The organism is Ravibacter arvi, assembly GCF_039540405.1.
Lineage (GTDB): Bacteria > Bacteroidota > Bacteroidia > Cytophagales > Spirosomataceae > Ravibacter > Ravibacter arvi.
Window position 1 is genome coordinate 162036 of sequence record NZ_BAABEY010000011.1, and the last position, 23888, is coordinate 185923.

Here is a 23888-nt window from a genome sequence, read left to right on the forward strand (position 1 = left end):
ACTGTAAAAACAATTACGAATATGAGCAAGCCCAATTTTATCCCACTCCTGATTCTGCTATTGGTAAGTGTCGCAGGATTGCTGGTCGGTCAAACCCCGGGTAATGTCATCACAGAAGGCCTGGACAGCGGCGACACCGCCTGGATGATCGTTTCTGCGGCCTTTGTTCTCCTGATGACACCGGGGCTGGCCTACTTTTACGGTGGTATGGTCAATGGTAAAAACGTTATTTCAACAATGCTCCAGAGTTTTATTGCGATGGGCGTAATCAGCATTATCTGGGTGGTTTTCGGCTTCAGCATGGCTTTTGGCGAGGATATCGGCGGAATCGTCGGAAACCCGCTTACCTATTTCATGCTCAATGGCGTAATGGAGGCCCCCCTCACCGGAACCATTCCATTTCTCCTGTTTGCGTTTTTCCAGTTAAAGTTCGCCGTTATAACACCGGCCCTGATTACCGGCTCAATGGCAGAACGTGTTAATTTCAGATCATACGTGCTATTTATGATCTTGTTCTGCATCTTTATTTATACGCCGCTGGCACACATGACCTGGCATGCGGACGGACTACTTTTCAAAATGGGCGTCCTTGATTTTGCGGGTGGAACGGTCGTCCATATGTCGGCGGGCTGGGCCGCGCTGGCCGGTGCTTTATTCCTGAAAAGCCGCAGCCAATATGTAGGAGAAAATGGCCTCCCACCGGCTAATATCCCATTTGTATTGCTGGGTACCGGGTTGCTTTGGTTCGGCTGGTTCGGCTTCAACGCAGGATCCGCCCTCAGCGCCGGAACTCTTGCCGTTTCCGCCTTTGCCACTACCAATACCGCGGCAGCTTCGGCCGGAATTGCATGGGTCCTTACCGATGTGGCCCGGGGAAAAAAGGTCTCAGCACTCGGATTTTGTATCGGCGCAGTGGTCGGACTGGTGGCCATCACTCCGGCAGCGGGGTTTGTTACCATCTCAGCCTCCCTTTTTATAGGGATCGTTGCCTCGGTAATCAGCAACACAGTTGCGCATTTCAGAACCACCAAAGCGGGTGTAGACGACACGCTTGACGTATTTCCGTGCCATGGCGTAGGCGGGATGGTGGGCATGCTGGCCACCGGCATCTTCGCCACCAGCTCAATTAACCCGGCAGTAACCGTTGAAGGACTGGCTTACGGGCAAACAACGCTTTTCATCAACCACCTGATTGCCCTGGTAGGTTGCTCCCTATTCGCCTTTGGCGGCTCTTACCTGCTCTTTAAAATCACCGATTTCATCCTGCCGCTACGGGTGAGCCGGGAAGACGAAAAGATCGGGCTGGATATCAGCCAGCATGACGAGCAGCTACTGGAAATGGCTTCATAAAATTAACCCACCTTCTCCTGACTATTCCGCAACAGTCGCCGGTCACGCCGGCGGCTGTTTTGTTTTTATACCAGGATATCTTCGGGCTCGGCAATTTCCATCAAGCCTTCCGCATCAACTTGCCTGAGCACCACCTTTTTGGTTTCATTAATCAAAAGCGGGTCAAACACCGCACGTACCTTGACGTAGTTTCCGGTGAAGCCCTGCATGTTGCCCTCATGATCGCCTTCTTCGAACAGAACGGTAGCAGTTGTACCTACCTGGCTTTCATAAAAATGCCGCCGCTTCTTTTCACTCAAAACGTGCAGAATTTGTGAGCGCTCGGATCTTGTCTTCATCGGAACGACCGGCCTGATCCCTGTCGCCGGTGTATTGGGCCTTTCCGAATACGTAAACACATGGAGGTAGGAGACATCCAGCTCATTCAGAAAATGATAAGTCTCCAGGAATTCTTCGTGCGTCTCTCCCGGGTGCCCGACAATCACATCCACCCCGATACAGCAGCCGGGCATCAGGGACTTAATCCTCGCTACCCTATCCTGGTACAGTTCCCGCCTGTACCTGCGGCGCATCAGTCCCAATACTTTGTTGGAACCGGACTGAAGCGGGATATGAAAATGTGGCACAAACCGTTTGGAGGCCGCCACGAAAGCAATAATTTCATCCGTCAGCAAATTAGGTTCAATGGAGGAAATACGAAAACGGTCGATGCCTTCTACCTGGTCCAACGCCTGAACGAGTTCCAGGAACGAGCTCCGGCGCTCGCCGTCTATAATTCCGAAATCTCCTATATTCACCCCCGTCAGCACGATTTCACGGACTCCTCTTGCCGCTATCTGATGCGCGGCTGCCACCACATTGCTGATCGTATCAGATCTGCTTTTGCCCCTTGCAAGCGGTATCGTACAATAGGCGCAGGGGTAATCGCAGCCATCCTGTACCTTCAGAAACGTGCGGGTCCTGTCATTCAGCGAGTACGAGGCGTGGTAGGCGATCGCATCTTCGATCGGCGACGCCAGCACCCGGCCCCGCTCGCCGGAAGGCGCTTTTTCAAATGTATCGATGAGCTCCAGCAGCCTGAATTTCTCCGCTGCGCCCAGTACTGCATCCACACCGGGAATTTCAGATATTTCCTGCGGCTTCAGCTGCGCATAGCACCCCATTATGGCCACGTAGCCGTCGGGATTAATCTGCTGTGCCTCACGTACAATTTTGCGGCATTTTTTATCCGCATTATCAGTTACGGAACAGGTGTTGATGATAAAAATATCCGGGTCCTGGTTAAAGCCTACTTTCTCATATCCCTTTGCTTCAAACATTCTCGAAATCGCCGAGGTCTCCGAGAAGTTGAGTTTACACCCCAACGTATAGAAAGCTACCTTTTTCATTGATGTAATATCCCTGTAAACCGCAAAGTTAACAATAAATGGAGCGATACCCGGTAACTTCGGCCGAAAACAACGAAAAGCGGCAGCAAAAAACCACTAAAAGTCGACCGGGAACCACTCCGGAAACTCTTTTTAAATTATTTTTGAGCCATAAGTAGACTCTTCTTTTCGTGAACAGTATTAACCTTTGGACACGCTGCCGGAGTTGTTCCTATAAGTCGGTCGCTTCAGAGCAGATAAGACAACGATCACCATTTTAAAACGAATCAGTATGCGTCTAAAAAGTAAGATTGCCCTTATTACCGGAGCCAGCAGTGGAATCGGTCGTGAAACTGCCCTATTGTTTGCCCGGGAAGGGGCAGGACTCATTGTAGCCGACATTGACGAGCGCGGAGGACAGGAGACGGCGGCTATGGTAAATGCTGCGGGCGGCACTGCCTATTTCATCAAAACTGATGTTTCCGTCGCGAAAGACAATGAAGCCATGGTGGCGCTGGCAGAAGAAAAATTCGGCCGCCTGGACATCCTTTTCCTTAATGCCGGTATCATGCACAGCGACGACGACAACGCCATGACAACCGAAGAAGCCATTTGGGACCTTACCATGAATATCAATGCCAAGGGGGTATTCCTCGGTTGTAAATATGGAATTCCGGCGCTCAAGCGCGCAGGCGGGGGCTCAGTGATTGCCACAGCCTCTTTTGTTGCTATCCTTGGGGCTGCTACCCCGCAGGTCGCCTACACGGCGAGCAAGGGTGCTGTCCTGGCGCTTACCCGCGAGCTGGCTGTGATCCATGCCCGTGAAAACATCAGGGTGAATGCCCTGTGCCCGGGCCCGCTGAAGACCGAACTGCTTATGAAGTTTCTGAATACTGAAGAAAAAAAACAGCGCCGCCTCGTTCACATCCCGATGGGAAGGTTCGGAGAAGCCCGGGAAATGGCTTCCGCCGCACTGTTCCTGGCGTCTGATGAGTCGTCTTTCGTTACCGGAACCGACTTTCTGGTAGATGGCGGTATCACTTCCGCGTACGTAACTCCATTGTAACGTTATGAGCATACAAAAAACGATATCCCCCATTGACGGCAGCCTGTACCACGAACGCGAACTGGATACCACCGCATCTATAGAGAAGGCGCTGACGCTGTCAAAAAAAGCGCAGGATGCCTGGAAACACACTCCCCTGGCAGAAAGGAAGGCCATATGTGAGAAAGCTCTGGCTTACTTTCTCCGGAATGCGGATGAAATCGGCCTGGAAATTACCTGGCAAATGGGCCGCCCCGTGCGATATACCGCCAACGAGATCAAACGCGGCTTCGCGGAACGTGCGCGCTATATGATCGACATTGCCGATGAAGCGCTGGCCACAATAGAGGTGCCGCCTGTCGACGGCTTTCAGCGTTTCATAAAAAGAGAGCCGGTAGGAGTCGTTTTTGTTATTGCTCCCTGGAATTATCCCTATCTTACCTCGGTCAACTCGGTTTTCCCGGCTTTACTGGCGGGAAATTCGGTAATCTACAAGGCGGCACAACAAACGCCTTTGTGCGGTGACCGCTTCGCGGCCGCCTTCGCGGAAGCCGGTCTGCCGGAAGGCGTTTTCCAACACCTGACACTGGATCACGGGCAGGTGGCCCGGATCATTGGCGACGCCCGGGTTGATTACGTGGCCTTTACCGGTTCTGTCGCAGGGGGTAAAGCTATTCAAAAAGCGATTGACGAACGATTCATCATCGCAGGGCTTGAACTGGGCGGAAAAGACCCCGCCTACGTCCGGGCCGACGCTGACCTGGAAAATGCAGTTGAAAATCTTGTAGACGGTTCCTATTTTAACTCCGGTCAGTCGTGCTGCGGAATTGAGCGGATTTACGTCCACGAATCGGTGTTCAACGAATTTGTCGAAGGATTCAGAAAGCTCACTCTGACCTATAAGCTCGGTAACCCGCTTGACCCGGAAACAACGCTCGGGCCTTTGGTGAAAGCTTCGGCAGCAGCATTTGCCCGCGACCAGGTGGCGGAAGCCCTTTCGAAGGGTGCGCGCTCACTTGTTGACCCCAGCCATTTTCCCGCCGATGCAGCCGGCAGCCCCTATATGGCGCCGCAGGTACTGATCGATGTAGACCATACCATGTCCATTATGACGGAAGAAAGCTTCGCGCCCATCGTGGGCATCATGTCGGTGAAAGACGATGCCGAGGCGATCCGTTTGATGAACGATAGCGCATATGGCCTGACAGCTTCCATCTGGACCCGCGACAAAGATGCGGCGCTGGCAATCGGCGACCAGGTAGAAACCGGTACCTGGTTCATGAACCGCTGCGATTACCTTGACCCCGCCCTGGCCTGGACCGGGGTCAAGAATACGGGGCGAGGCGCCAGCTTATCGGTTATCGGCTATGAAGCGCTGACTCGTCCCAAGTCGTTTCATCTGAAGCTTTAGCGAAATCTTCCGAAGCCTTTTTCGCCACGAATTCCAGCGAAGCACGTTTGGTGCTTTGATTTAAATAAACAACGCTTAGCTTTTGACCTGGTTGAGGGTCAGACATCCGGCAGATTGTGTTAAAGGGGTTCGACGGGCTCACCCGCCATCCGGACGGCAGCCTCCGGTAGGCAGCCTTCGACGAGCTCAGGCGCCATCCGGCAGGCACCATCCGGACGGCGCCTGAGCCTGTCGAAGGCTGTTCTTTGGATACCCATTCAATAGAAGCCATGCGTTCCATTATCAGCCATCTGTAACTTTGTTGTACAGAGTGCACGAATAAAATGGTCTATTCGTGAATTCGTGGCCCCGGTATCACCACTGTCCTTCAGCCACTTATTTTATTTTGACAAAATCTTTATTAGCCTCCCCTCGCGTAATCATCGCTTTTTTTCCTGAATTTTGCAGGAGAAAGGTGTGAAGCGTACGTGGTTAAGCCCGGGTATTACGGCGAGCCGCTTATGAGCAGAAATCACCGTTCATGCGCAGATGAAAAGAGTGCTCGCGATATTCTTTCTGACCATCTACATGGTTTCAACGACTGAACTTTCCCAGTTGCTGAAGCTTCCGGTATTGATTGAACATTATTTTGAGCACAAAGGAAAAAACCGGGGGATAACCTTCGCCGGGTTTCTGATCGCCCATTACAAAGGCAATCACCTGGAAAATCATCCGCATAACGACGATTACGAACAGGACCGCAAGTTGCCGTTTATTGTCCATACCGATTTCCTGGCTACTTCCTTCGTCCTTTCCAAACCCGTTTCTTTTGAAATAGAAGTTAATATTCTTCCCGTGCAACGGGAAAAAATCGCCGGGACAGACGATACCTTTGTCCAAAGCCACTTCCTTTCTTCTATCTGGCAACCGCCCAAATCCTGTTAATTTTTCCGGGATGAACTGAACCTGCTTCTGCTGTAAGGCGGCCGGCTGACGACGCAATTGACTGCGACTTACTTCGCTATGTAGGACGCGCCGCGCAGGTCGGGCCGCGTAGGTCGCGCCGCGTAGGTCGGATGAAGCCGGTTCATCTAAACCCGCTTTGCTTACGGGCATGCCTTACAACGGCTGCACAAGCATCGGCTCCATCGATTTATTAACAGGATCAAAACTTATTATGTTACATACCATTATTGAGTTTTCCATTCGGAACAAACTCATCGTAGGGCTTTTTACGATTGCCCTGGTTGGGCTGGGTCTATATGAAGCCACAAAGTTGCCGATTGATGCTCAACCCGACATTACCAACAACCAGGTTCAGGTGATATCGGTGGCGCCGTCGCTGGGTGCTACCGACATCGAGCGCCTGGTGACCTTTCCTATTGAGCAGGCCAACAGCAACATTCACGGCATCACAGAAATAAGAAGTTTCTCCCGCTTCGGTCTCTCGCTGGTAACCATCGTGTTCGATGACGAAACGGACGTATACTGGGCCAGGCAGCAGGTGGCAGAACGTCTGCAGGCCGTCCGGAACGAAATTCCTGAAGGCGTTGCAACACCCGAACTGGGGCCTATTTCAACGGGGTTGGGGGAAATTTACCAGTACGTGGTCCGCCCGGCAAAGGGATATGAAGACCGCTACGACGTCACTCAGTTGCGAACGATACAAGACTGGATCGTCCGCAGGCAGCTATTGGGCGTAGAAGGCGTTGCGGAAGTAAGTAGTTTTGGCGGGAAGCTGAAAACTTACGAAATCGCTGTCAACCCCCACCGGCTACAGGCCCAGAACCTAACCCTGGATGATATTTTTGCTGCGCTGGAAAAGAACAACGAGAATACCGGCGGCGCCTATATTGAACGAGGCCCTACCGTACTGTATATCCGGAGCGAAGGGCTTGTGGGCAGCGTGGAAGACCTCGCCGGTATCGCGGTGAGCGCCACCCGGGACGGTGTCCCCGTTCTCCTGAAAGACGTCGCGGAAATCAGGACAGGCGCAGCAACCCGGTACGGCGCCATGACGTATAATGATCAGGGCGAAGTGGCCGGGGCGGTCGTGATGATGCTTAAGGGGGCGAATAGCAACGAGGTAATCCGAAATGTCAAGGAGCGGATCGCGGTAATCCGCAAGACTCTGCCCGAAGGCGTGGTCATAGAAGCCTTCCTCGACCGCACCAAGCTGGTCAATCATGCAATCGGAACCATTGAAAAAAACCTGGCTGAAGGGGCGCTCATCGTAATTTTTGTGCTTGTGCTATTCCTGGGAAATTTTCGGGCAGGTGCTTTGGTCGCTTCCGTTATCCCGCTCTCTATGCTCTTCGCCATTATTATGATGAACTTTTTCGGCGTGAGCGGCAACCTGATGAGCCTTGGCGCACTGGATTTCGGGTTGATAGTGGACGGCGCCGTGATTATTGTCGAAGCCGTACTTCATCAGCTTCACCATGGCAAAAGCTATACCGAGATGCAGAAAATCTCACAAAAGGAAATGAACCGGCAGGTGGGCGCTTCGGCAACCCGGATGGTCAACAGTGCGGTATTCGGGCAAATCATCATTCTCATCGTGTACCTGCCCATCTTTACCCTGCAGGGAATTGAAGGAAAAATGTTCAAACCAATGGCGCAAACGGTAGTTTTTGCACTGGCCGGCGCGTTTATACTCTCCCTTACGTACATCCCGATGATGAGCTCGCTTGTACTCAGCAAAAAACTTACCCATACCCCAACGCTTTCCGACCGGATGATGGAAAAGCTGGAAAACCTGCACCAGTCCGCGCTGAAAAGGGTCCTGCATTTTCCGAAACTGGTTGTCGGCGGTGTATTGGTACTGTTTGTTGCGGCGCTGTTTATCCTTTCCAGGCTCGGAGGTGAATTTATTCCCGCGCTGGAGGAAGGTGATTTCGCTGTGGATACCCGGGTTCTGACGGGCAGTAGCCTTCGGACTACCATTGAATACACGCAGAAAGCCGCCCACATATTGAAAACGCAATACCCGGAGGTAGAAATGGTGGTGACCAAAATTGGAAGCGGGGAAGTGCCTACCGACCCCATGCCGATGGAAGCAAGCGATATGATGGTTATTCTGAAGGACAAAGAGGAATGGACTTCGGCTAAAACATTCCCGGAGCTGGCTGAAAAAATGGGCAAGTCATTGGAAGCAGTGCCGGGTATCAGCACCGGGTTTCAGTTCCCGGTTCAGATGCGCTTCAATGAGCTGATGACAGGGGCGAGACAGGATGTCGTCTGCAAGATTTTTGGAGAGGACCTGGACAGCCTCGCGGCATATGCCGGGCGCTTTGGTGAAATCATCAAAACAGTGAAGGGAGCCCAGGATGTCTATGTAGAACCGGTTACGGGCCTTCCGCAGCTCGTTGTCCGTTACAAAAGGGCAAGCATCGCGCAATTCGGACTACGGATTGCCGATGTGAACCGGATCGTCAACACGGCTTTTGCGGGCCAGAGCGCGGGAAAGATATACGAGGGCGAGAAACGGTTTGACCTGGTACTTCGGCTCGACGAAAAACAGCGGGAGAACCTGGAAGACATCCGGAACCTGCTCATTCCCACGCCAGCAGGCAACCAAATCCCGCTGTACCAGGTAGCCGACGTAAATATTGAAAACGGCCCGGCACAAATCCAGAGAGAAGATGCCAAAAGAAGGATTGTAGTCGGGTTCAACGTCCGGGGCCGTGACGTACAGAGCATAGTCAACGAACTGCAGCAAAAAGCGGACCGGCAGCTCAGGTTTTCCCCGGGCTACTATGTCACCTACGGCGGCGCGTTTGAAAACCTGAACCAGGCCAAAAACCGGCTGACGATCGCGGTACCGGTCTCGCTTGCACTGATTTTCATCCTGCTGTTTTTTGCCTTCCGGTCCGTCAGGGAAAGCCTGTTGGTCTATTCGGCCATCCCACTTTCCGCTATCGGCGGGATACTCCTGCTCGCTGCGCGCGGAATGCCTTTCAGCATCAGCGCCGGCATCGGATTTATTGCGCTTTTCGGGGTTGCCGTTTTGAACGGGATCGTGTTGATAGCAGAGTTCAACCGGCTGAAAAAAGACGGAGACAGCAACCTGTATTCCGTTGCATTAACCGGTACCAGGACACGGCTGCGCCCGGTACTGATGACCGCACTGGTAGCGTCGCTCGGTTTTTTGCCCATGGCAGTAAGCAACGGCGCAGGCGCCGAAGTTCAGCGCCCGCTCGCTACCGTAGTCATCGGGGGGCTCCTGATTGCTACTTTTCTGACGCTTTTTGTTCTCCCCACCCTGTTTGTGCAAGTAGAAAACCTGAAGTTCCGCAAAATCCGGCTAGGTAAAAAAGGGACCGCCGCGGTACTTCTCCTGGCCCTGCAACTGTCAGCATTCGGACAAACCATTACACTGGACCAGGCTATCGATACCGCCGCGCTAAACAACCTTTCCCAAAAAAGCAAAATCCTGCTGGCTGAGTATTATCAGAAACGGACCCATACGGCAGCAAACCTCCCGCAAACTGCTATCACGGGCGAGTACGGGCAAATCAACACTCCTGTAGCAGATACAAAATTCGGCATATCCCAGTCATTCCAGTTTCCAACCGTCTACAGTAACCAGAAAAAGCTGTTCCAGGAAGAATGGAATTCGGCTGTAATTGCCGTCGATCTCAATGCAATTGAAATCCGGAAAACGGTAACCGGACTGTTCTATTACCTGCTCGTACTCCGAGAAAAAGAAAAAATACTCAACCAATCGGACAGCCTGTATGCCAGGTACCTTCAAAATGCCGCGTTACGTTTTGAAAAAGGAGAAAGTAATCTCCTCGAAAAAACAGCAGCCGAGGTGCAACGGGAAAACATTGCCATCCAGCTGAAAGCGCTGACAAACGAAATCGAGCTGGGTAAGATACAGTTTCAATTGATGCTCAACACACCGACTCGCTACGAACCGGTCGCTGACCACATCATAGCAAAAAACGGCCTGCTCAGCCCGGGCCCGGAACAACATCCTTTCATTCTGCTGTCGGCACAGGAAATAGAGAAGGCCCGGGCGTCCGAACGATTGGAACGATCAAAGCTCCTCCCGAATTTGCTCATCGGCTACGCCAACCAGAGTTTTAAAGACCTGAATAAAAACCGGTTTCATACAGTTGAACTGGGCTTAGGCATTCCGTTTTTTTCAAAAGCTCAAAAGTTTACAATCAAAGCAGAAGAACAAAGAATCCGGTTTGCGGAAAACGAACTGGCGCTTCGTAAAGCCCAATGGGAAACCGACTACCAGGCGGCGCTGCAACGCTACCGCTCACAACAGCTCATTGTAGAGACCTATGACCGGAAACTGCTGCCCGGCGCCAGGCAGATCTTCCAAACGGCGCAGGAGCAATTCAGCAGCGGAGAAATTAGCTACCTGGACTGGGTCATACTTAATAACCAGGCTGTTCAGATCCAAAACGACTATTTCAGCGCAGTTCTGCAACTCAACCAGAGCATCGCAGACCTGCAATATCTTATTTCCAGGTAAATGATGAAAGGGGATCGGAAATCGGAAATCGGAGTTCGGAAATCGGAAATCGGAAATCGGTCGGATCCTCATTACTCAAGGCTCAAAACTCTTATTCACATGAAAAATATCAAAATCTTTTTTATTCTTTTTGTCTTGTCCGGCTGCGGTGGTAAAGAGAATACCGCGCAGGAACCCGCTCCCGGAGAAGCCGGGAATGTCTTGCAGTTTTCTGAAGAGCAATTGAATTCGTTCCCTCTTTCCTTTACTGAACTGCAGGAACAGACTATTTATAACACGCTGAAAATAAATGGGGTGATCGATGTACCACCACAAAACCTTGTTTCAGTAAGCAGCGCATTGGGCGGCTATGTTAAATCGACCCGCCTGCTGCCCGGCATGCATTTTAAAAAAGGAGAGGTAATTGCGATACTGGAAGACAATCAATACATACAGTTGCAACAGGATTACCTGACGGCCAATACACAACTGCAGAAAGCACTCGCTGAATTTAACCGGCAAAAGGAATTGAACCTGAGCAAAGCGAGCAGCGACAAAGTGTACCAACAGGCAAAAGCCGACTACGAAACGCTGCTTATTTCCAGGCAATCACTGGAAGAAAAACTCCGGCTGATTAACATTGACCCGGCCAGGCTGAACGTAAACAATATTGGGAGGACCGCCCCGCTCTTTGCACCATTCGACGGCTATGTTTCCCAGGTTTTTGTCAATACCGGCAAGTACGTTTCGCCTTCGGATGTGCTTTTCGAACTGGTTGACCCGAAGGACCTGCATTTGAACCTGAAAGTATTTGAAAAAGACCTTGATAAAGTAAATATCGGGCAGTCGTTTTCAGCGTATTCGAACAACAATCCGGGCAGAAAATATAGTGGCAAAATCATTTTGATCGGGAAAAAGATATCAGAGGGCCGAGCTGTCGAAATACATGCTCATTTTGACAAGGCAGACACACATCTGATTCCCGGCCTCTACATGAATGCCGAAATAGAAGTTCCGGATAACAATACGCTGGTCTTGCCCGAGGAAAGTATAGTGACTTTTGAGGGGAAAAGTTATATATTCAAAGCCTTGAGCAACAACCGGTTCGAAATGACGCCCGTGCAGACAGGCAGTTCCGGGAACGGCTGGGTGGAAATCGCCGGGCCGGATCACCTGAGGGGCGAAAAAATTGTCCGGAAAGGAGCCTATACTTTATTGATGGCCCTAAAAAATAAAGCGGAATAACCGCAACGGAACCAACGTATGTCAACTTACAATATACCCGACCACCTGAAGGGCCTTACGGATGATGAAGTGACGGCCTCCCGTGCCCGGCACGGCTATAACCGAATGGAAGAGATTGAAAAAAACTCTTTCCTGGATATGCTGGCCGATCTCATAAAAGAACCGATGCTGATCCTGCTCTTCGCGATCTCAATAATTTACCTGATCGTGGGAGATTACGGCGAAGCGGTCTTCATGTTCCTGGCTATTATTGCCGTGTCGGCAATTTCCATCTATCAGAACAACCGCAGCAAAAAAGCACTGCAGGCACTGGAAAAGCTGAATGAACCGCTAAGCACCGTGATCAGGAATTCTGAAGTAATCAAAATTCCGACCCATGACATTGTAGTGGGTGATTTGTGCATTGCCGAAGAAGGCAAGCTCATAAACGCTGACGGCCGTGTTCTTCATAGCAATGATTTTTCGGTCAACGAAGCCTCTCTGACCGGCGAGAGTTTTTCGGTTTTCAAGAATTCCGCCGCGGAAAATAACCGCGTCTACAGTGGTACGATTGCGGTTTCCGGCCTTGCCGTTTTTGAAGTGGAACAAATCGGAAAACAAACAAAAATAGGAGAAATCGGCGACTCTATCCTGACCATTAAGGAGGAAAGCTCGCCCCTCCAGATTCAGATCCGGAACTTTGTAAAATCCATGGCGATTGCAGGCATTATTATCTTCCTCATGGTTTGGGGGTTCAGTTTTCTACAATCCGGGAACGCGGTAGACAGCCTGCTGAATGGCCTGACCCTGGCGATGTCCGTGCTCCCGGAGGAAATCCCGGTGGCCTTTACAACGTTTATGGCTTTAGGTGCATGGAAGCTGATGCGGGAGGGGATTATCATCAAGCGAAGCAGCATTGTCGAAACATTGGGAAGTACTACGGTGATTTGTACCGACAAAACCGGGACCATTACCGAGAACTCCATGCAACTTAAATTGCTGTACGATTACCGGTCCGACAGAACTTTTGGAGAAAAAGAATTTGGCGCTCCCGAACTCGAAATGCTGATTGATTACGCGATGTGGAGCAGCGAACCTGTGCCGTTTGACCCCATGGAAAAAACGCTTCACAAGGTATACGAACAAACGCGGGAAAAAGACGTAAGAAAGGACTACCGGCTCTTCCATGAATATCCGCTGGAAGGTAAGCCGCCTATGATGACCCATTTGTTTGAAAACCTGGGGTCTGAAAGAATTGTCGCGGCAAAAGGAGCTCCCGAAGCAATTCTTGCTGTGACTACACTTTCGGACACCGAAAAGACCAGGATCCGGGACCTTGTCGGCGACTTCGGCCGGAAGGGATACCGCGTACTTGGAGTTGCAAAGTCGGGCTTCAGCGGACATGTTTTCCCGGAAAAACAACAAGAGTTTGAGTTTGAATTCCTGGGTCTGGTGGCTTTTTACGACCCGCCCAAAGCGGGAATACAGGAAGTATTCCGCCGTATTTATGACGCCGGCATTAAGGTAAAAGTAATCACCGGCGACAATGCCGACACCACAGGCAGCATCGCCGCCCAGGCAGGTATTGTCAATACGACGAAAGTCCTGACCGGGAACGATGTGGCACGCTATACCGAAAAGGAACTGATGACAGTCTCGGAAGAGACCGTTTTATTTACCCGGATGTTCCCGCAGGCCAAACTCAGTGTAGTAAACGCGCTCAAAAAGAAAGGTGAGGTAGTGGCAATGCTGGGCGACGGGGTAAATGACGGCCCTGCGCTTAAAGCAGCCCACATAGGTGTCGCCATGGGCAGCAAGGGAACCGAAATAGCAAAAGCAGCCGCTTCCCTGGTGATTACCAATGACGATCTGGGCAAACTGGTGATTGGGATTGCGGCCGGGAGAAGAATCTATACCAATATCAAGAAGGCCATACAGTACATTATTTCCATACATATCCCGATTATCTTAACGGTATCGCTGCCCTTATTTTTGGGTTGGGTATTCCCGCAGATATTTACACCGGTGCATGTGATTTTCCTGGAGCTGGTAATGGGCCCGACCTGTTCCATTGTATATGAAAACGAACCCATGGAAAAGAACACCATGCAACAGCCGCCACGGGTCATGACAGACACCTTTCTGAACCTGCGTGAACTGACTGTCAGCATCATACAGGGAGTGATGATCACGGCGGGAGTTTTGTTTACCTATCAATGGTCGGTTCAGAACGGCGGCAACGAGGAAAAAACAAGAGCTATGGTCTTTACCACACTGATCACCGCCAATATCTTCCTGAGCCTTGTAAATCGTTCTTTCTTCTACAGCGTGTTCGACAGCTTCAAAAACAGGAACAGGCTTTTCCCGCTCATTATAGGTCTCACGCTGGTATTGCTCTTTGCCATCCTGTATGTCGGCCCGTTTGCCCGCTTTTTCCACGTGACCGGGCTTAGCCCGCGTGAATTAGGCATTTCTTTGTTGGTAGGCGGCGTATCCGTACTGTGGTTTGAGCTGTACAAATTCTTCAAAAGAACGAGAAAAAAGGGATTGGTAAAGTAGGGAATTCTTTCGGCGGAATCGCAAGAAAACTTCACGCATACACTTCCCCGGCAGGGGGAAGTATAGTATTCTCCCGGGCAATCAATAATTCTCCCGCCTGCTTCCGGCAGATATTTAAATTCCTATTTATTAAAAAAAATATTATAGGCTACGTGTTTTTAAACCAGTAAAGAGTCTTCGTTAAAAGGGGGTATATTTATATAGGTTTACTTAGCTATAATATGAAAAAACCAACATATATTAACCATGTCACAGAAAAAAAACCGGACGGGCATTCACCGGAAGGTCCGTTTCCTGGACGTCCCCCGCATACGGCCGACAGCGAAAAATTAACCGAGCTCGAATCCGAGCTGATTATCCGCAAAGCCCTGGAGAGCGACACGGCCAAAGGGATTGAGCTGCTCTTCAGGTGGTATTATGGTCCTCTCTGCAGCCATGCCGTGCGGTATGTGTCTTCTAGAGAGATCGCCGAAGATATCGTTTCCGATGCCTTCTACCAGTTTCATTCCGAAGAAATCTTCCGCAAGGTTAAGACCTCGTACAGGGCCTACCTTTTCACCTCGGTCCGCTACCGTGCGTTCGATTATGTACGTGCCGAAATGAGCAGAAGCACTTCCCTTCAGCAAGCTGAATATATGGCCATCGGAGAAGATCAGCAACCCGACAGCCTTACGCAATTCGAAGACCTCTACCACGACGTTTTGCGTGCTATCCATGACCTGCCGGTCAAACGGAGGGAGGTATACATCAAGCACCGGTTCGAGGGGAAAAAGTACCAGGAGATTGCCAGAGAAATGAGTTTGTCCCTCAGAACCGTGGAAACGCACATGTACCAGGCCATTCACCAGGTCCGTAAATTCCTGACCGACCGGTGGCTGGTTATTTTACTAATCCTTACAGAAACCTACCCGAGATGATACCAGAAATCAAAAAAGAAATAATCTTCGATTACCTTTCCGGAACCGCCACCGCCTTTCAGAAGCGGCAGATCGAAGAGTGGGCGACTGTTCCTGAAAACCGGGAATTGTTCTTTCTCTGGCTTTGGGAGTGGGAAAGAAACAACAGCCAGTACCAGGCCGATCCGGTCGCCGGGCTGGGTCGTCACCTGGAGCGGATGGAGAACGGCGATATCAGGAAGTCGGGCATTTCTCTTCCGAAAGAAGGGCCGGCCTATCCTGACTGGCTGAAGAAAACCTTCACCGCGGCCTCATTGGTGTTCATTATTGGTTTGACCGGCTGGATCTTCAGAGATAAAATCTTCTTCCGGGCCTATTCCACCGGCTATGGAGAGATCCGGGGCATACTGCTTCCCGACAGCTCAAAGGTAGTACTCAATGCCAACTCTACCCTGAAGGTCCCCAGGTTCGGCTTCGGGAAGAGTGCCCGGGTTGTTCACCTGGCCGGCGAAGCCGGCTTCGAGGTAACGTCCAGGCCCGACAAGAAACGGTTTATCGTCAAAACCGACCGCAAGCTGGACGTAGTCGTGCTCGGAACGATCTTCAATGTCTACGCAAGGCCGGGAGGTGCAAAAGTCGTCCTCAACAAAGGGAAGGTAAAGCTTCACTACCAGCACGGGAACCGCGAAAAGCAGGTTACCCTACATCCGGGCGACCTCGCCTCCGTGGATGAAAAAGGAGAAGTAAATGTTCGGAAAACCGCGCAGCCGTCGAACTATTCGGCCTGGAAATTCCACCGTTTTGTATTCGAGAATACCTCTCTCCGGGAAATCGGGGAAAAAATAAAAGAAAACTTCGGCGTCACGCTCGTGATAGGAAATCCGAAACTTACAACGCTCACCATTTCCGGTGCTTTTACCGCACTCAATGCGGTGGAGCTGGTAGAGCTGCTCTGCGATGCTTCTGAAGACCTCGTTTATTCAAAGGCAGGCAAAAATAAGATCATTTTAACAACCCGATAACAACTATATCCTTAAATCAAGTTTAACATGAAACACAATTACCTTGCAAAAAGACCTGTAAGGGCCTTCCTGCTGGTTATGATACTCGTCGGTAGTCATGGCCCGGGTTTCTCACAACTCATCGCCAGTACTTTTACGCAGCAGGAAAAAACGCCTCTGCCGGTTTCCAAAACATTAAAAGAAGTCTTGCTGGAATTGAAAAAACACTACCAGGTGGACATTATCTATTTCGACTACGTCGTTGACGGCCATTTTCTGTCTCCCGAAAAAGTTGTACTGGGCAATAACATAGAAAAAAGCCTGACCGAATTGTTAAAGCCGCTGGGGCTCAAATATAAAAAGGCGAAGCATGGAGGTTACATCATTACCAAACCCGGAGAAAGAGGGCAGGAGTCTTTTTTTCAGGCCCGTGAAAATAACCTGTCGCTTTCAAGAAATAAATCTGAAACCGGTTCTGCGTATACAATTCAACGGGAAGCCGGTATTCGGGATATCCTTCCTGCGACAGACAAAAGCATAACAGGGACTGTAACCGATGAAAACGGAGCCGGACTCCCCGGGGTAAGTATTATTATTAAAGGAAGCACGCACGGAACAGTTACCGATATATCGGGCAAATACCAGCTGGCCGTCCCCGGCCCCGATGCCGTTCTGATCTTTTCTTTTGTTGGATATATTTCGGAAGAAATTACGGTGGGCAACCGGACCTCTGTCGATCTTTCGATGAAAGTGGATCAAAAAGCGCTGGAAGAAGTAGTGGTAGTGGGGTATGGTACCCAGCGAAAAACCGATGTAACGGGTGCGCTTTCGGTTATCTCAACCAAGGAATTTACACAGCAGCCCGTAACGCGCCTCGACCAGGTACTGCAAGGCCGTGCAGCTGGTGTTCAAGTGACTCAGGCCAACGGCGCACCGGGCGGAGACGCGAGGATCCGCGTAAGGGGAGCCAACTCGGTGCTGGGCAACAACAACCCGCTCTACGTAATTGACGGCTTTGTAGGCGCTGATTTTAATTTCCTGAACCCCAGTGATATTGCAACTATCCAGATCCTGAAAGACGCTTCTGCGACCTCAATATACGGGAGCAGGGGCGCAAACGGGGTCGTGATCATTACCACCAAAAAAGGAGCAAGGGGTATAAAGGTTACCTACGAAGGCCAGGCCAGCATTTCCAACGTCATCAAGCGGTATGATGTACTTCCTGCCGGGGAATTCGCCGAGCTCGTCAATGCACGGTCGGAGGCCATCGGCGCAGCGTCTCCTTTTTCCGATAGTCAGATACAGGAACTCAAACGGAGCGGCGGAACCGACTGGCAGGACCTGGTCTTCCGGACTGGAAGCGGGCAGCAGCAGCAGATTTCCGTTTCCGGCGGCGGCGATAAAACCACATTCCTGATTTCCGGGAACTATGTCAGCCAGAAAGGGATTGTAGAAAACAGCAATTTCAAACGATATATCCTCAGGACCAACCTGGCGACGGAAGTAAACAAAAACCTGTCGCTCCGGCTAAACCTGTTCGGAACAAGGACCAACAATCATGACGGCGGCAGTGTAAGTGCGCTGAGGCAAGCGCTTGCATGGGCGCCTTCTACGCCGGCCCGCGGAGCCGACGGGCTGCCTACGTTCAATGACCCGATCGGGTCGGTATTCCGCAACCCGCTCGACAATCTATATGATCAGCAGGCAGACCAGGAGCGGACTACAGTCAACGCGATTGGGGGGCTCAGCTACACACTTCCGGTTGAAGGTCTTACACTCGACCTCCAGTATGCCATTAATTACCTCAACCTGCAGAACCTCAATTTTGCGGGACCGAGGATATCGAACAATAACCCGAATGCAACCCGGTATTCGTCAGAACAGGTTACCCTTCAGAATACCAACTCACTTAATTACAACCGGGTTTTCGGAAAGCATTCGTTCAACGCTGTAGCGGTTCTTGAAACACAGCAATTTACAGACCGTAATTTCAATGCCAATGCGCAGGGCCTGCGTTTCCCGCAACTTGGCTATAACAACATCGGCGGCAACTCGGCTGCTAACGTATCGTCAGGGTTCCAGAAATGGACGCTCCTTTCCCTGCTCGGACGTGTCAGTTATGCCTTCCAGGACAAATACCTGATCTCGGCCGCTATGAGGAGAGACGGCTCATCGAAATTCAGCCCCGACAACCGGTTTAGCATATTTCCGTCCATCGCGCTGGGCTGGCGCCTGTCGGAGGAGTCTTTTATCAGGGACCTGAATCTTTTCAGCAACCTGAAGCTGCGGGGGAGCTGGGGTAAAACGGGCAGCCAGGCCATCAACCCTTATGCAACGCTATCGCCGTATGGCGCCACCCAGGTGGCTTTCAGCAACACCACCCCCGTTGCAGGCGTGATCCAGGGCAACCAGGGAAACCCTAACCTGAAATGGGAAACCACATCACAAACCGATGTGGGTATAGAAATGGAATTTCTGAACGGGCGGATCCGCATCGAAGCCGATTACTTTAAGAAAAATACGACCGATCTGCTGCTGAATGTCGCCATCCCCAACTACGCCGGTGGAGGCACCCAGGCGAAAAACGTGGGTGAGATAGAAAACAAAGGATTTGAGTTCTCCATCGGCGGCAGCCCGGTAGCGGGCAACCGGTTCACCTGGGAATCCAACCTGAACCTCTCTACATTGCAAAACCGGGTAATCAGCCTGGGTGGCCTTTCCAGGCTGGGTACCGGGACCGGAGTGGGCGCCGGGATGTCGACTACCAACGAATTTATGCTCATGCCGGGAGAGCCGCTGGGTTCTTACTGGGGCCTGAACTACCTGGGTACCTTTAAACAAGCCGACGCAGATAAAGCCGCCTTGCAGGGCCGGGTACCCGGAGATCCGCGCTACCAGGACCTCAACGGCGACAACAACATCAACACCGATGATTTCCAGATCATCGGAAGAGCTTTTCCGAAAATGACAGGTGGCTGGAACAACACCTTTACCTATAAAGGTTTTACCGCCAACCTGTTCTTCCAGGGAGTATTCGGTGTCGACAAGCTCAACTATACCCGCGCGGCCGCACTGTCAGGATCAGGCGACGCGCGCCAGTTTATCCTCGCGGAAATCAGGGACTACTACCGGCCCGGAAACGAAACTTCAAATGTGCCGGCCTTTACCAAGACTTACCAGCCGTTCACGCAATCCAGCCGGTTTCTTGAAAACGGCAGCTTCGTCCGCCTGAAAAACATCAGCCTGCTTTACAACATCCCCACCGCTTTCCTCGGCAATAAGGTAAACGGAAAAATCTTTGTCAGCGGCGTGAACCTCTGGACGATGACTAAATACAAGGGGCCCGATCCGGAATCGAGCAATGTAGGGTCGGGCACGGATACGGCAATCGGGATCGACTACGCCTCTTACCCCAATTCCAAGACCTATACGCTAGGTATCAACCTGAGCTTTTGAGCAAGAGAAAACTTCAAAAACATTCCTATCCCGGGAGGGAACAGGTAAAACATTAAATCACGATTATCATGAAAAGGAATCACCTGATTATATTATCCGTCCTGCTTTTGTGCGCAACCTCATGCGATAACTATCTCGAAGAAGACACTACCGGCCTCTTGTACGGGAACAATGTATTGTCGACTCAGAATGGCCTGGAATCGGCCCTGACCGGAGCATACAGAGGATTAGCCAATCAATGGGGCTACGGGTTCATACACCCTTCGGCAAATGCCGCTGTGATCGGCGCGGATGATGTAACCACGCACCCGGCCAGCAACAAAGCCGACTGGCGGGAGTTTGACCAGTTTGCCGTCTCGACCACCAACCAGCGGTCTAACGCAGTATATAATGGTTGCTACAAAGCAATCCAGGGAGCAAATAACGTGATTAATAACTACCACCTCACTACCGGCGACCAGGCTGCGATCACGACCATCGTAGGGGAAGCTCACTTTATACGCGCATTCTCCTATTATTGGCTCACACGCTTCTGGGGAAATATCCCGCTGATTACCACAGAGCTGTACTCAGAGGAGCTTCTTACGATCGGAAAATCGTCTCCGGCCCAAATATATGAACTGATCGTCGCTGACCTGAAGGTTGCCGAAAACAACCTCCCGGACGCAAAGCGTGCCCCGGGAAGGCCTAACAAAGGGTCGGCAAAGGCTTTCCTGGCCGACGTATACCTGACCATGGCCGGCTGGCCCCTGAAGCAAACCGATAAGTACGACCTGGCCGCTGCCAAAGCGAAGGAAGTTATTAACAGCAAAGACGCTTACGGTTTCCAATTACTCCCGACGTTTGCCGCTGTTTTTGAAAACGACCCGGCTTCACCGGGTACGGCGGAGGCTGTATTCCAGATCAGCGGCTTCCTGGGTGGCAGCGGTACTGCCAATGCTACCTATGGCAGCACCACGATGCCCGGTGAGGAAGGAGGCTGGGACGACATGTTTGCCGAGCTCGGTTTCTTCTACGAATTCCCCGAAGGGCCGCGCAAAGACGCTACCTTCCGTACCGAATTCGGCCTGGGCGCCACCAAAATCCCCTGGCAGCAAAGCCTGACCAAACATCCCTACTACAAGAAATGGTATATCAAGGGTAACCTGGTGACTTCAAGTATTTCTTTGCCTAGCGTCATGATGCGCTATGCCCACGTGCTTACTATCTATGCGGAAGCGAAGGCGCGCGGCACCGGGGGGCCGGACCAGGCAGCTTACGACGCCCTGAACCAGGTCCGTTTAAGAGGACGGGCAGCAGGTACAAAAGCGCTGTCTCCCGCCGACGGGCTTACGGCAGCGCAGTTTGCCGATGAGGTGGTACAAGAGCGCGCCTGGGAATTCGCCTGCGAAAGGACCCGCTGGTTCGACCTGGTCCGCCTTGAGAAGGTAGAAGAGGCCAACGCCAAAAAGCACGCAGACGACCTCAAGCCGATCAAGCCGATCACCCGGGAAAGCTACTGGCTGCCGATGCCGTTTGCCGACACGTCGATCAATCCCAACCTGAACTGAGCCACAAAAGCCAGACCCTTCCTATGAGACAAAAGTCTTTTGGGAATAACCTGCCGGCCCGGCTACGGATCAACATTTCCGGTTCTCTTTTGGGTAAATACCTTCCGCCCGGCCCGGAAGGTACTCTTTGCTACGGCTTGGCGGCGGGGCCGAACAGGGCCGGGCCGCCGCCGTTCCGGAAAGAACTTACTTCTTATCCAGACCCTGCTCAGGTAAGTATCGCCGTTTGACATTCTTCCCGCAGCAGCGTTGTATTCGTCGGGATTACGGAAGCGCTCACTTCCCGAATATACCGCTCTCCTCGGAATGGTGCCGTCGGTTACACAGCCTGTCTCGTTTGTACCAAAGCGTTTTAAAAAGCTGCTGCGCCATCTCCTGCGCAACATCCGTCCTTCCTATCTTTTTGATGGCAAGACGATAGGTATAGTACCAATACCTTACATAGAGTTCCTTAAACGCAGGGGCGTTGTCGTTCTTAAGCAAAACGACCCCTCCTCCTGCACTCCCCTGGTCACGCAGAAGTTAATCGTCCATGCGGTGCAGCTATGAATCGTCAATTGAAGTGATGATCGTCGTTTAAAAACGGTAACTTTACGAACTTTAACTCATAACATTCTAGAAGAACAGCCATCCGGACTTGTTTATTAGGGATACTATATATTATTATTACCCTGATATATTCTTGTCAAAAGCGGTAACCATCCGATAATGCCCAACATCAACGGGACAGACGAACATGAAATAGACTTGTGGAATGCTTTTCGCCAGGGCAATGAGAATGCTTTCGGCGAAATTGCAAGAAAGCACTACAGAAGCCTTTTTGGATACGGAATAAAATTCTCACCCAACAGAGAATTTGTAAAAGACTGTATCCAGGACCTTTTTATGGAACTTTGGGCGAAGCGCGAATCACTGGGCGACACTGCTTTTGTAAAATTCTACCTTTTCAAATCACTTCGGCGGAAAATACACCGGGAAAGTCTTAAAAATCAGTTAATAATTGAGCGTGCGGAATTCGATTTCGACGCCAGCTCCCCGGAGGTTTCCTCAGTCGAGCAGGAACTCATTGAGACAGAACACTACGCAGACCGCATTCAACAGCTCGAAACACAGCTCAAATCGCTTCCAAAAAGACAGCAGGAAGTAATTTTCCTGAAATTCTTCGAAAATTTGGATAATGAATCGATTGCCGAAGTCATGTCGATTTCCAAACAAGCCGTATCCAATCTTATCTACCGGACAATCAAAGACTTAAAGTCTCGCATTTAGCTAACCCCATCTTTTTTTAAATTTTTTCCTGCTTTTTTGGTTATTTCCGAAGTTAGGGCGCCTATCTATAGTCGTAGGGCAATATCTATGAAAAAATACAACAACTACCTCCTGGAAGATTTTGTGTTGGACTCGGCATTTCAGAAATGGGTGCGTTTCAACGGCAGGGAAGATGAAAAATTCTGGACATCATTTAAAGCCTCGTATCCGATGCAAACCGACGACGTGGATCGGGCGTATGCGCTGCTTGACTCATTATACCGTCGTTATACTACCGCTATCAGCGACGAGGAAATAGATTCTGAAATAAATAAACTTGTTCTCCGGATTCGCCGCGAAAAAAACGCAGACGAAACCCCGGCTCAGGAAAAAGGGCGCAACAGAAGCATATCGCCGCTTTTCAAAAAACTGGCAGTCGCCGCGATGGTGGTTTGCGCGGTTGGCATAGGCTATCATTATACTCGGCCTCATGTCCAACGCAACACCAGCTATCAGCTATTTACAAAAGGAAAGTCATTAAAGGTATATACCAACACTTTGGATAAAAAGCAAATGTATATACTTGACGACGGAAGCAGCGTAGTTCTTGAACCCGGCGCTACACTAAATCTGCCTGTCAATTTCCCGGAAGCTTCGCGCGAGGTATTTCTGACCGGTACTGCAGCTTTCAATGTTCAAAAAGACGCGGAAAGACCCTTTACTGTCTATTCTGACAAGTTGGTTACACAGGTTCTTGGAACCAGGTTTATTGTGCGGGCTCCGAGTAATGGTCAGGCGGTGGTGGAGGTCAGGGAAGGGAAAGTGTCCGTTTTCAAATCTTCCGATTTCAGCAAACCTGAAAAAGAGAAAATGGGACTGATTCTAACTTCCAATCAAAAAATTGTACTCAACAAACTTGAAGACCGGTTATTGAAAGAACTCTCAGACACCCCTGAGATTATTGTTACACCACCACCGACAGTCACCTTCAACTATGTAAACGCACCGGTCAGCCAGGTCTTACTCGAACTAATGGCGGCCTACCACGTAGACATCATTTTCGACGAAGAATTGTTAAAGGACTGCCCGCTTACTGCGACCCTTTCTGATCAGACGCTATTGGAAAAATTATCGATTGTCTGCGAAGCAATTGAAGCCAAATATGAACTCATAGACGGGCAGATAATGATCTACGCCAAAGGGTGTTCCTGAGCTTACAACACTAACCTAAATTTTCAATCTAATCTCGTAACTATCAAAAAATGATGAATCTGAAAAGTACCTAACCTTCAAAAAAAGTAAACGGCCGATTATGCTACCAACATAACC

The 23888-nt window shown here is 50.8% G+C and carries 16 protein-coding genes; 13 read left to right on the forward strand and 3 right to left on the reverse strand.

The features are described 5' to 3' along the window. Positions 1-21 precede the first annotated feature (21 nt). Complete coding sequence (locus ABD852_RS05435; protein ID WP_345027014.1) at positions 22-1350, forward strand: ammonium transporter; 1329 nt, start codon at positions 22-24, stop codon at positions 1348-1350. A 65-nt stretch (positions 1351-1415) separates the two neighbouring features. Here the strand turns inward: ABD852_RS05435 and mtaB are convergent, their stop codons facing one another. Continuing rightward, a complete protein-coding gene (gene mtaB, locus ABD852_RS05440; protein ID WP_345027015.1) occupies positions 1416-2738 on the reverse strand; it encodes a tRNA (N(6)-L-threonylcarbamoyladenosine(37)-C(2))-methylthiotransferase MtaB in 1323 nt (440 codons plus the stop codon). 271 nt (positions 2739-3009) lie between these two features. Here mtaB and ABD852_RS05445 point away from each other — a divergent pair, with 271 nt between their 5' ends. Together ABD852_RS05445 and ABD852_RS05450 are read left to right on the forward strand one after the other, a co-directional pair. After that, entirely contained in the window at positions 3010-3783 is a 774-nt protein-coding gene (locus ABD852_RS05445; protein WP_345027016.1) for a glucose 1-dehydrogenase, read from the forward strand. A gap of 4 nt (positions 3784-3787) precedes the next feature. After that, a complete protein-coding gene (locus tag ABD852_RS05450) occupies positions 3788-5173 on the forward strand; it encodes an aldehyde dehydrogenase family protein (protein ID WP_345027017.1) in 1386 nt (461 codons plus the stop codon). On the opposite strand, the gene ABD852_RS05455 is transcribed toward ABD852_RS05450, so the two are convergent. After that, positions 5121-5453 (reverse strand): hypothetical protein, encoded by a 333-nt coding sequence (locus ABD852_RS05455; RefSeq protein ID WP_345027018.1) that lies wholly within the window; start codon positions 5451-5453, stop codon positions 5121-5123. The genes ABD852_RS05450 and ABD852_RS05455 overlap by 53 nt on opposite strands. A 248-nt stretch (positions 5454-5701) precedes the next feature. Here ABD852_RS05455 and ABD852_RS05460 point away from each other — a divergent pair, with 248 nt between their 5' ends. The 8 genes from ABD852_RS05460 (at position 5702) to ABD852_RS05495 (ending at position 21311) form a co-directional block, all read left to right on the forward strand. Further along, positions 5702-6097 (forward strand): hypothetical protein, encoded by a 396-nt coding sequence (locus tag ABD852_RS05460; protein WP_345027019.1) that lies wholly within the window; start codon positions 5702-5704, stop codon positions 6095-6097. Positions 6098-6329: 232 nt separating this feature from the next. Beyond that, complete coding sequence (locus ABD852_RS05465; protein ID WP_345027020.1) at positions 6330-10646, forward strand: CusA/CzcA family heavy metal efflux RND transporter; 4317 nt, start codon at positions 6330-6332, stop codon at positions 10644-10646. 99 nt (positions 10647-10745) lie between these two features. Further along, on the forward strand, positions 10746-11870 hold the full coding sequence (locus tag ABD852_RS05470) for an efflux RND transporter periplasmic adaptor subunit (RefSeq protein WP_345027021.1): 1125 nt from the start codon (positions 10746-10748) through the stop codon (positions 11868-11870). Between the two features lie 18 nt (positions 11871-11888). Continuing rightward, entirely contained in the window at positions 11889-14408 is a 2520-nt protein-coding gene (locus ABD852_RS05475; protein WP_345027022.1) for a cation-translocating P-type ATPase, read from the forward strand. A 221-nt stretch (positions 14409-14629) separates the two neighbouring features. Continuing rightward, entirely contained in the window at positions 14630-15325 is a 696-nt protein-coding gene (locus tag ABD852_RS05480) for a sigma-70 family RNA polymerase sigma factor (RefSeq protein ID WP_345027023.1), read from the forward strand. Then, a complete protein-coding gene (locus tag ABD852_RS05485) occupies positions 15322-16326 on the forward strand; it encodes a FecR family protein (RefSeq protein WP_345027024.1) in 1005 nt (334 codons plus the stop codon). Before ABD852_RS05480 ends, ABD852_RS05485 begins: the two co-directional genes overlap by 4 nt. A gap of 27 nt (positions 16327-16353) precedes the next feature. Continuing rightward, entirely contained in the window at positions 16354-19761 is a 3408-nt protein-coding gene (locus ABD852_RS05490; protein WP_345027025.1) for a SusC/RagA family TonB-linked outer membrane protein, read from the forward strand. A gap of 68 nt (positions 19762-19829) precedes the next feature. Then, positions 19830-21311 (forward strand): RagB/SusD family nutrient uptake outer membrane protein, encoded by a 1482-nt coding sequence (locus ABD852_RS05495; RefSeq protein ID WP_345027026.1) that lies wholly within the window; start codon positions 19830-19832, stop codon positions 21309-21311. Between the two features lie 62 nt (positions 21312-21373). On the opposite strand, the gene ABD852_RS05500 is transcribed toward ABD852_RS05495, so the two are convergent. Then, entirely contained in the window at positions 21374-21697 is a 324-nt protein-coding gene (locus ABD852_RS05500) for a hypothetical protein (protein ID WP_345027027.1), read from the reverse strand. 322 nt (positions 21698-22019) lie between these two features. Here ABD852_RS05500 and ABD852_RS05505 point away from each other — a divergent pair, with 322 nt between their 5' ends. Both ABD852_RS05505 and ABD852_RS05510 read left to right on the forward strand, forming a co-directional pair. After that, entirely contained in the window at positions 22020-22580 is a 561-nt protein-coding gene (locus ABD852_RS05505; protein ID WP_345027028.1) for an RNA polymerase sigma factor, read from the forward strand. Between the two features lie 87 nt (positions 22581-22667). Further along, on the forward strand, positions 22668-23771 hold the full coding sequence (locus tag ABD852_RS05510; protein ID WP_345027029.1) for a FecR family protein: 1104 nt from the start codon (positions 22668-22670) through the stop codon (positions 23769-23771). Positions 23772-23888 lie beyond the last annotated feature (117 nt).

Bases quoted from the DNA above. Each gene is read 5' to 3' on its own strand.
- ABD852_RS05435 (WP_345027014.1), top strand. From the start codon at position 22: ATGAGCAAGCCCAATTTTATCCCACTCCTGATTCTGCTATTGGTAAGT.
- ABD852_RS05475 (WP_345027022.1), top strand. From the start codon at position 11,889: ATGTCAACTTACAATATACCCGACCACCTGAAGGGCCTTACGGATGAT.
- ABD852_RS05495 (WP_345027026.1), top strand. From the start codon at position 19,830: ATGAAAAGGAATCACCTGATTATATTATCCGTCCTGCTTTTGTGCGCA.
- ABD852_RS05500 (WP_345027027.1), bottom strand. From the start codon at position 21,697: ATGTTGCGCAGGAGATGGCGCAGCAGCTTTTTAAAACGCTTTGGTACA.
- ABD852_RS05450 (WP_345027017.1), top strand. From the start codon at position 3,788: ATGAGCATACAAAAAACGATATCCCCCATTGACGGCAGCCTGTACCAC.
- mtaB (WP_345027015.1), bottom strand. From the start codon at position 2,738: ATGAAAAAGGTAGCTTTCTATACGTTGGGGTGTAAACTCAACTTCTCG.
- ABD852_RS05510 (WP_345027029.1), top strand. From the start codon at position 22,668: ATGAAAAAATACAACAACTACCTCCTGGAAGATTTTGTGTTGGACTCG.
- ABD852_RS05490 (WP_345027025.1), top strand. From the start codon at position 16,354: ATGAAACACAATTACCTTGCAAAAAGACCTGTAAGGGCCTTCCTGCTG.
- ABD852_RS05470 (WP_345027021.1), top strand. From the start codon at position 10,746: ATGAAAAATATCAAAATCTTTTTTATTCTTTTTGTCTTGTCCGGCTGC.
- ABD852_RS05455 (WP_345027018.1), bottom strand. From the start codon at position 5,453: ATGGAACGCATGGCTTCTATTGAATGGGTATCCAAAGAACAGCCTTCG.
- ABD852_RS05505 (WP_345027028.1), top strand. From the start codon at position 22,020: ATGCCCAACATCAACGGGACAGACGAACATGAAATAGACTTGTGGAAT.
- ABD852_RS05465 (WP_345027020.1), top strand. From the start codon at position 6,330: ATGTTACATACCATTATTGAGTTTTCCATTCGGAACAAACTCATCGTA.
- ABD852_RS05485 (WP_345027024.1), top strand. From the start codon at position 15,322: ATGATACCAGAAATCAAAAAAGAAATAATCTTCGATTACCTTTCCGGA.
- ABD852_RS05445 (WP_345027016.1), top strand. From the start codon at position 3,010: ATGCGTCTAAAAAGTAAGATTGCCCTTATTACCGGAGCCAGCAGTGGA.
- ABD852_RS05460 (WP_345027019.1), top strand. From the start codon at position 5,702: ATGAAAAGAGTGCTCGCGATATTCTTTCTGACCATCTACATGGTTTCA.
- ABD852_RS05480 (WP_345027023.1), top strand. From the start codon at position 14,630: ATGAAAAAACCAACATATATTAACCATGTCACAGAAAAAAAACCGGAC.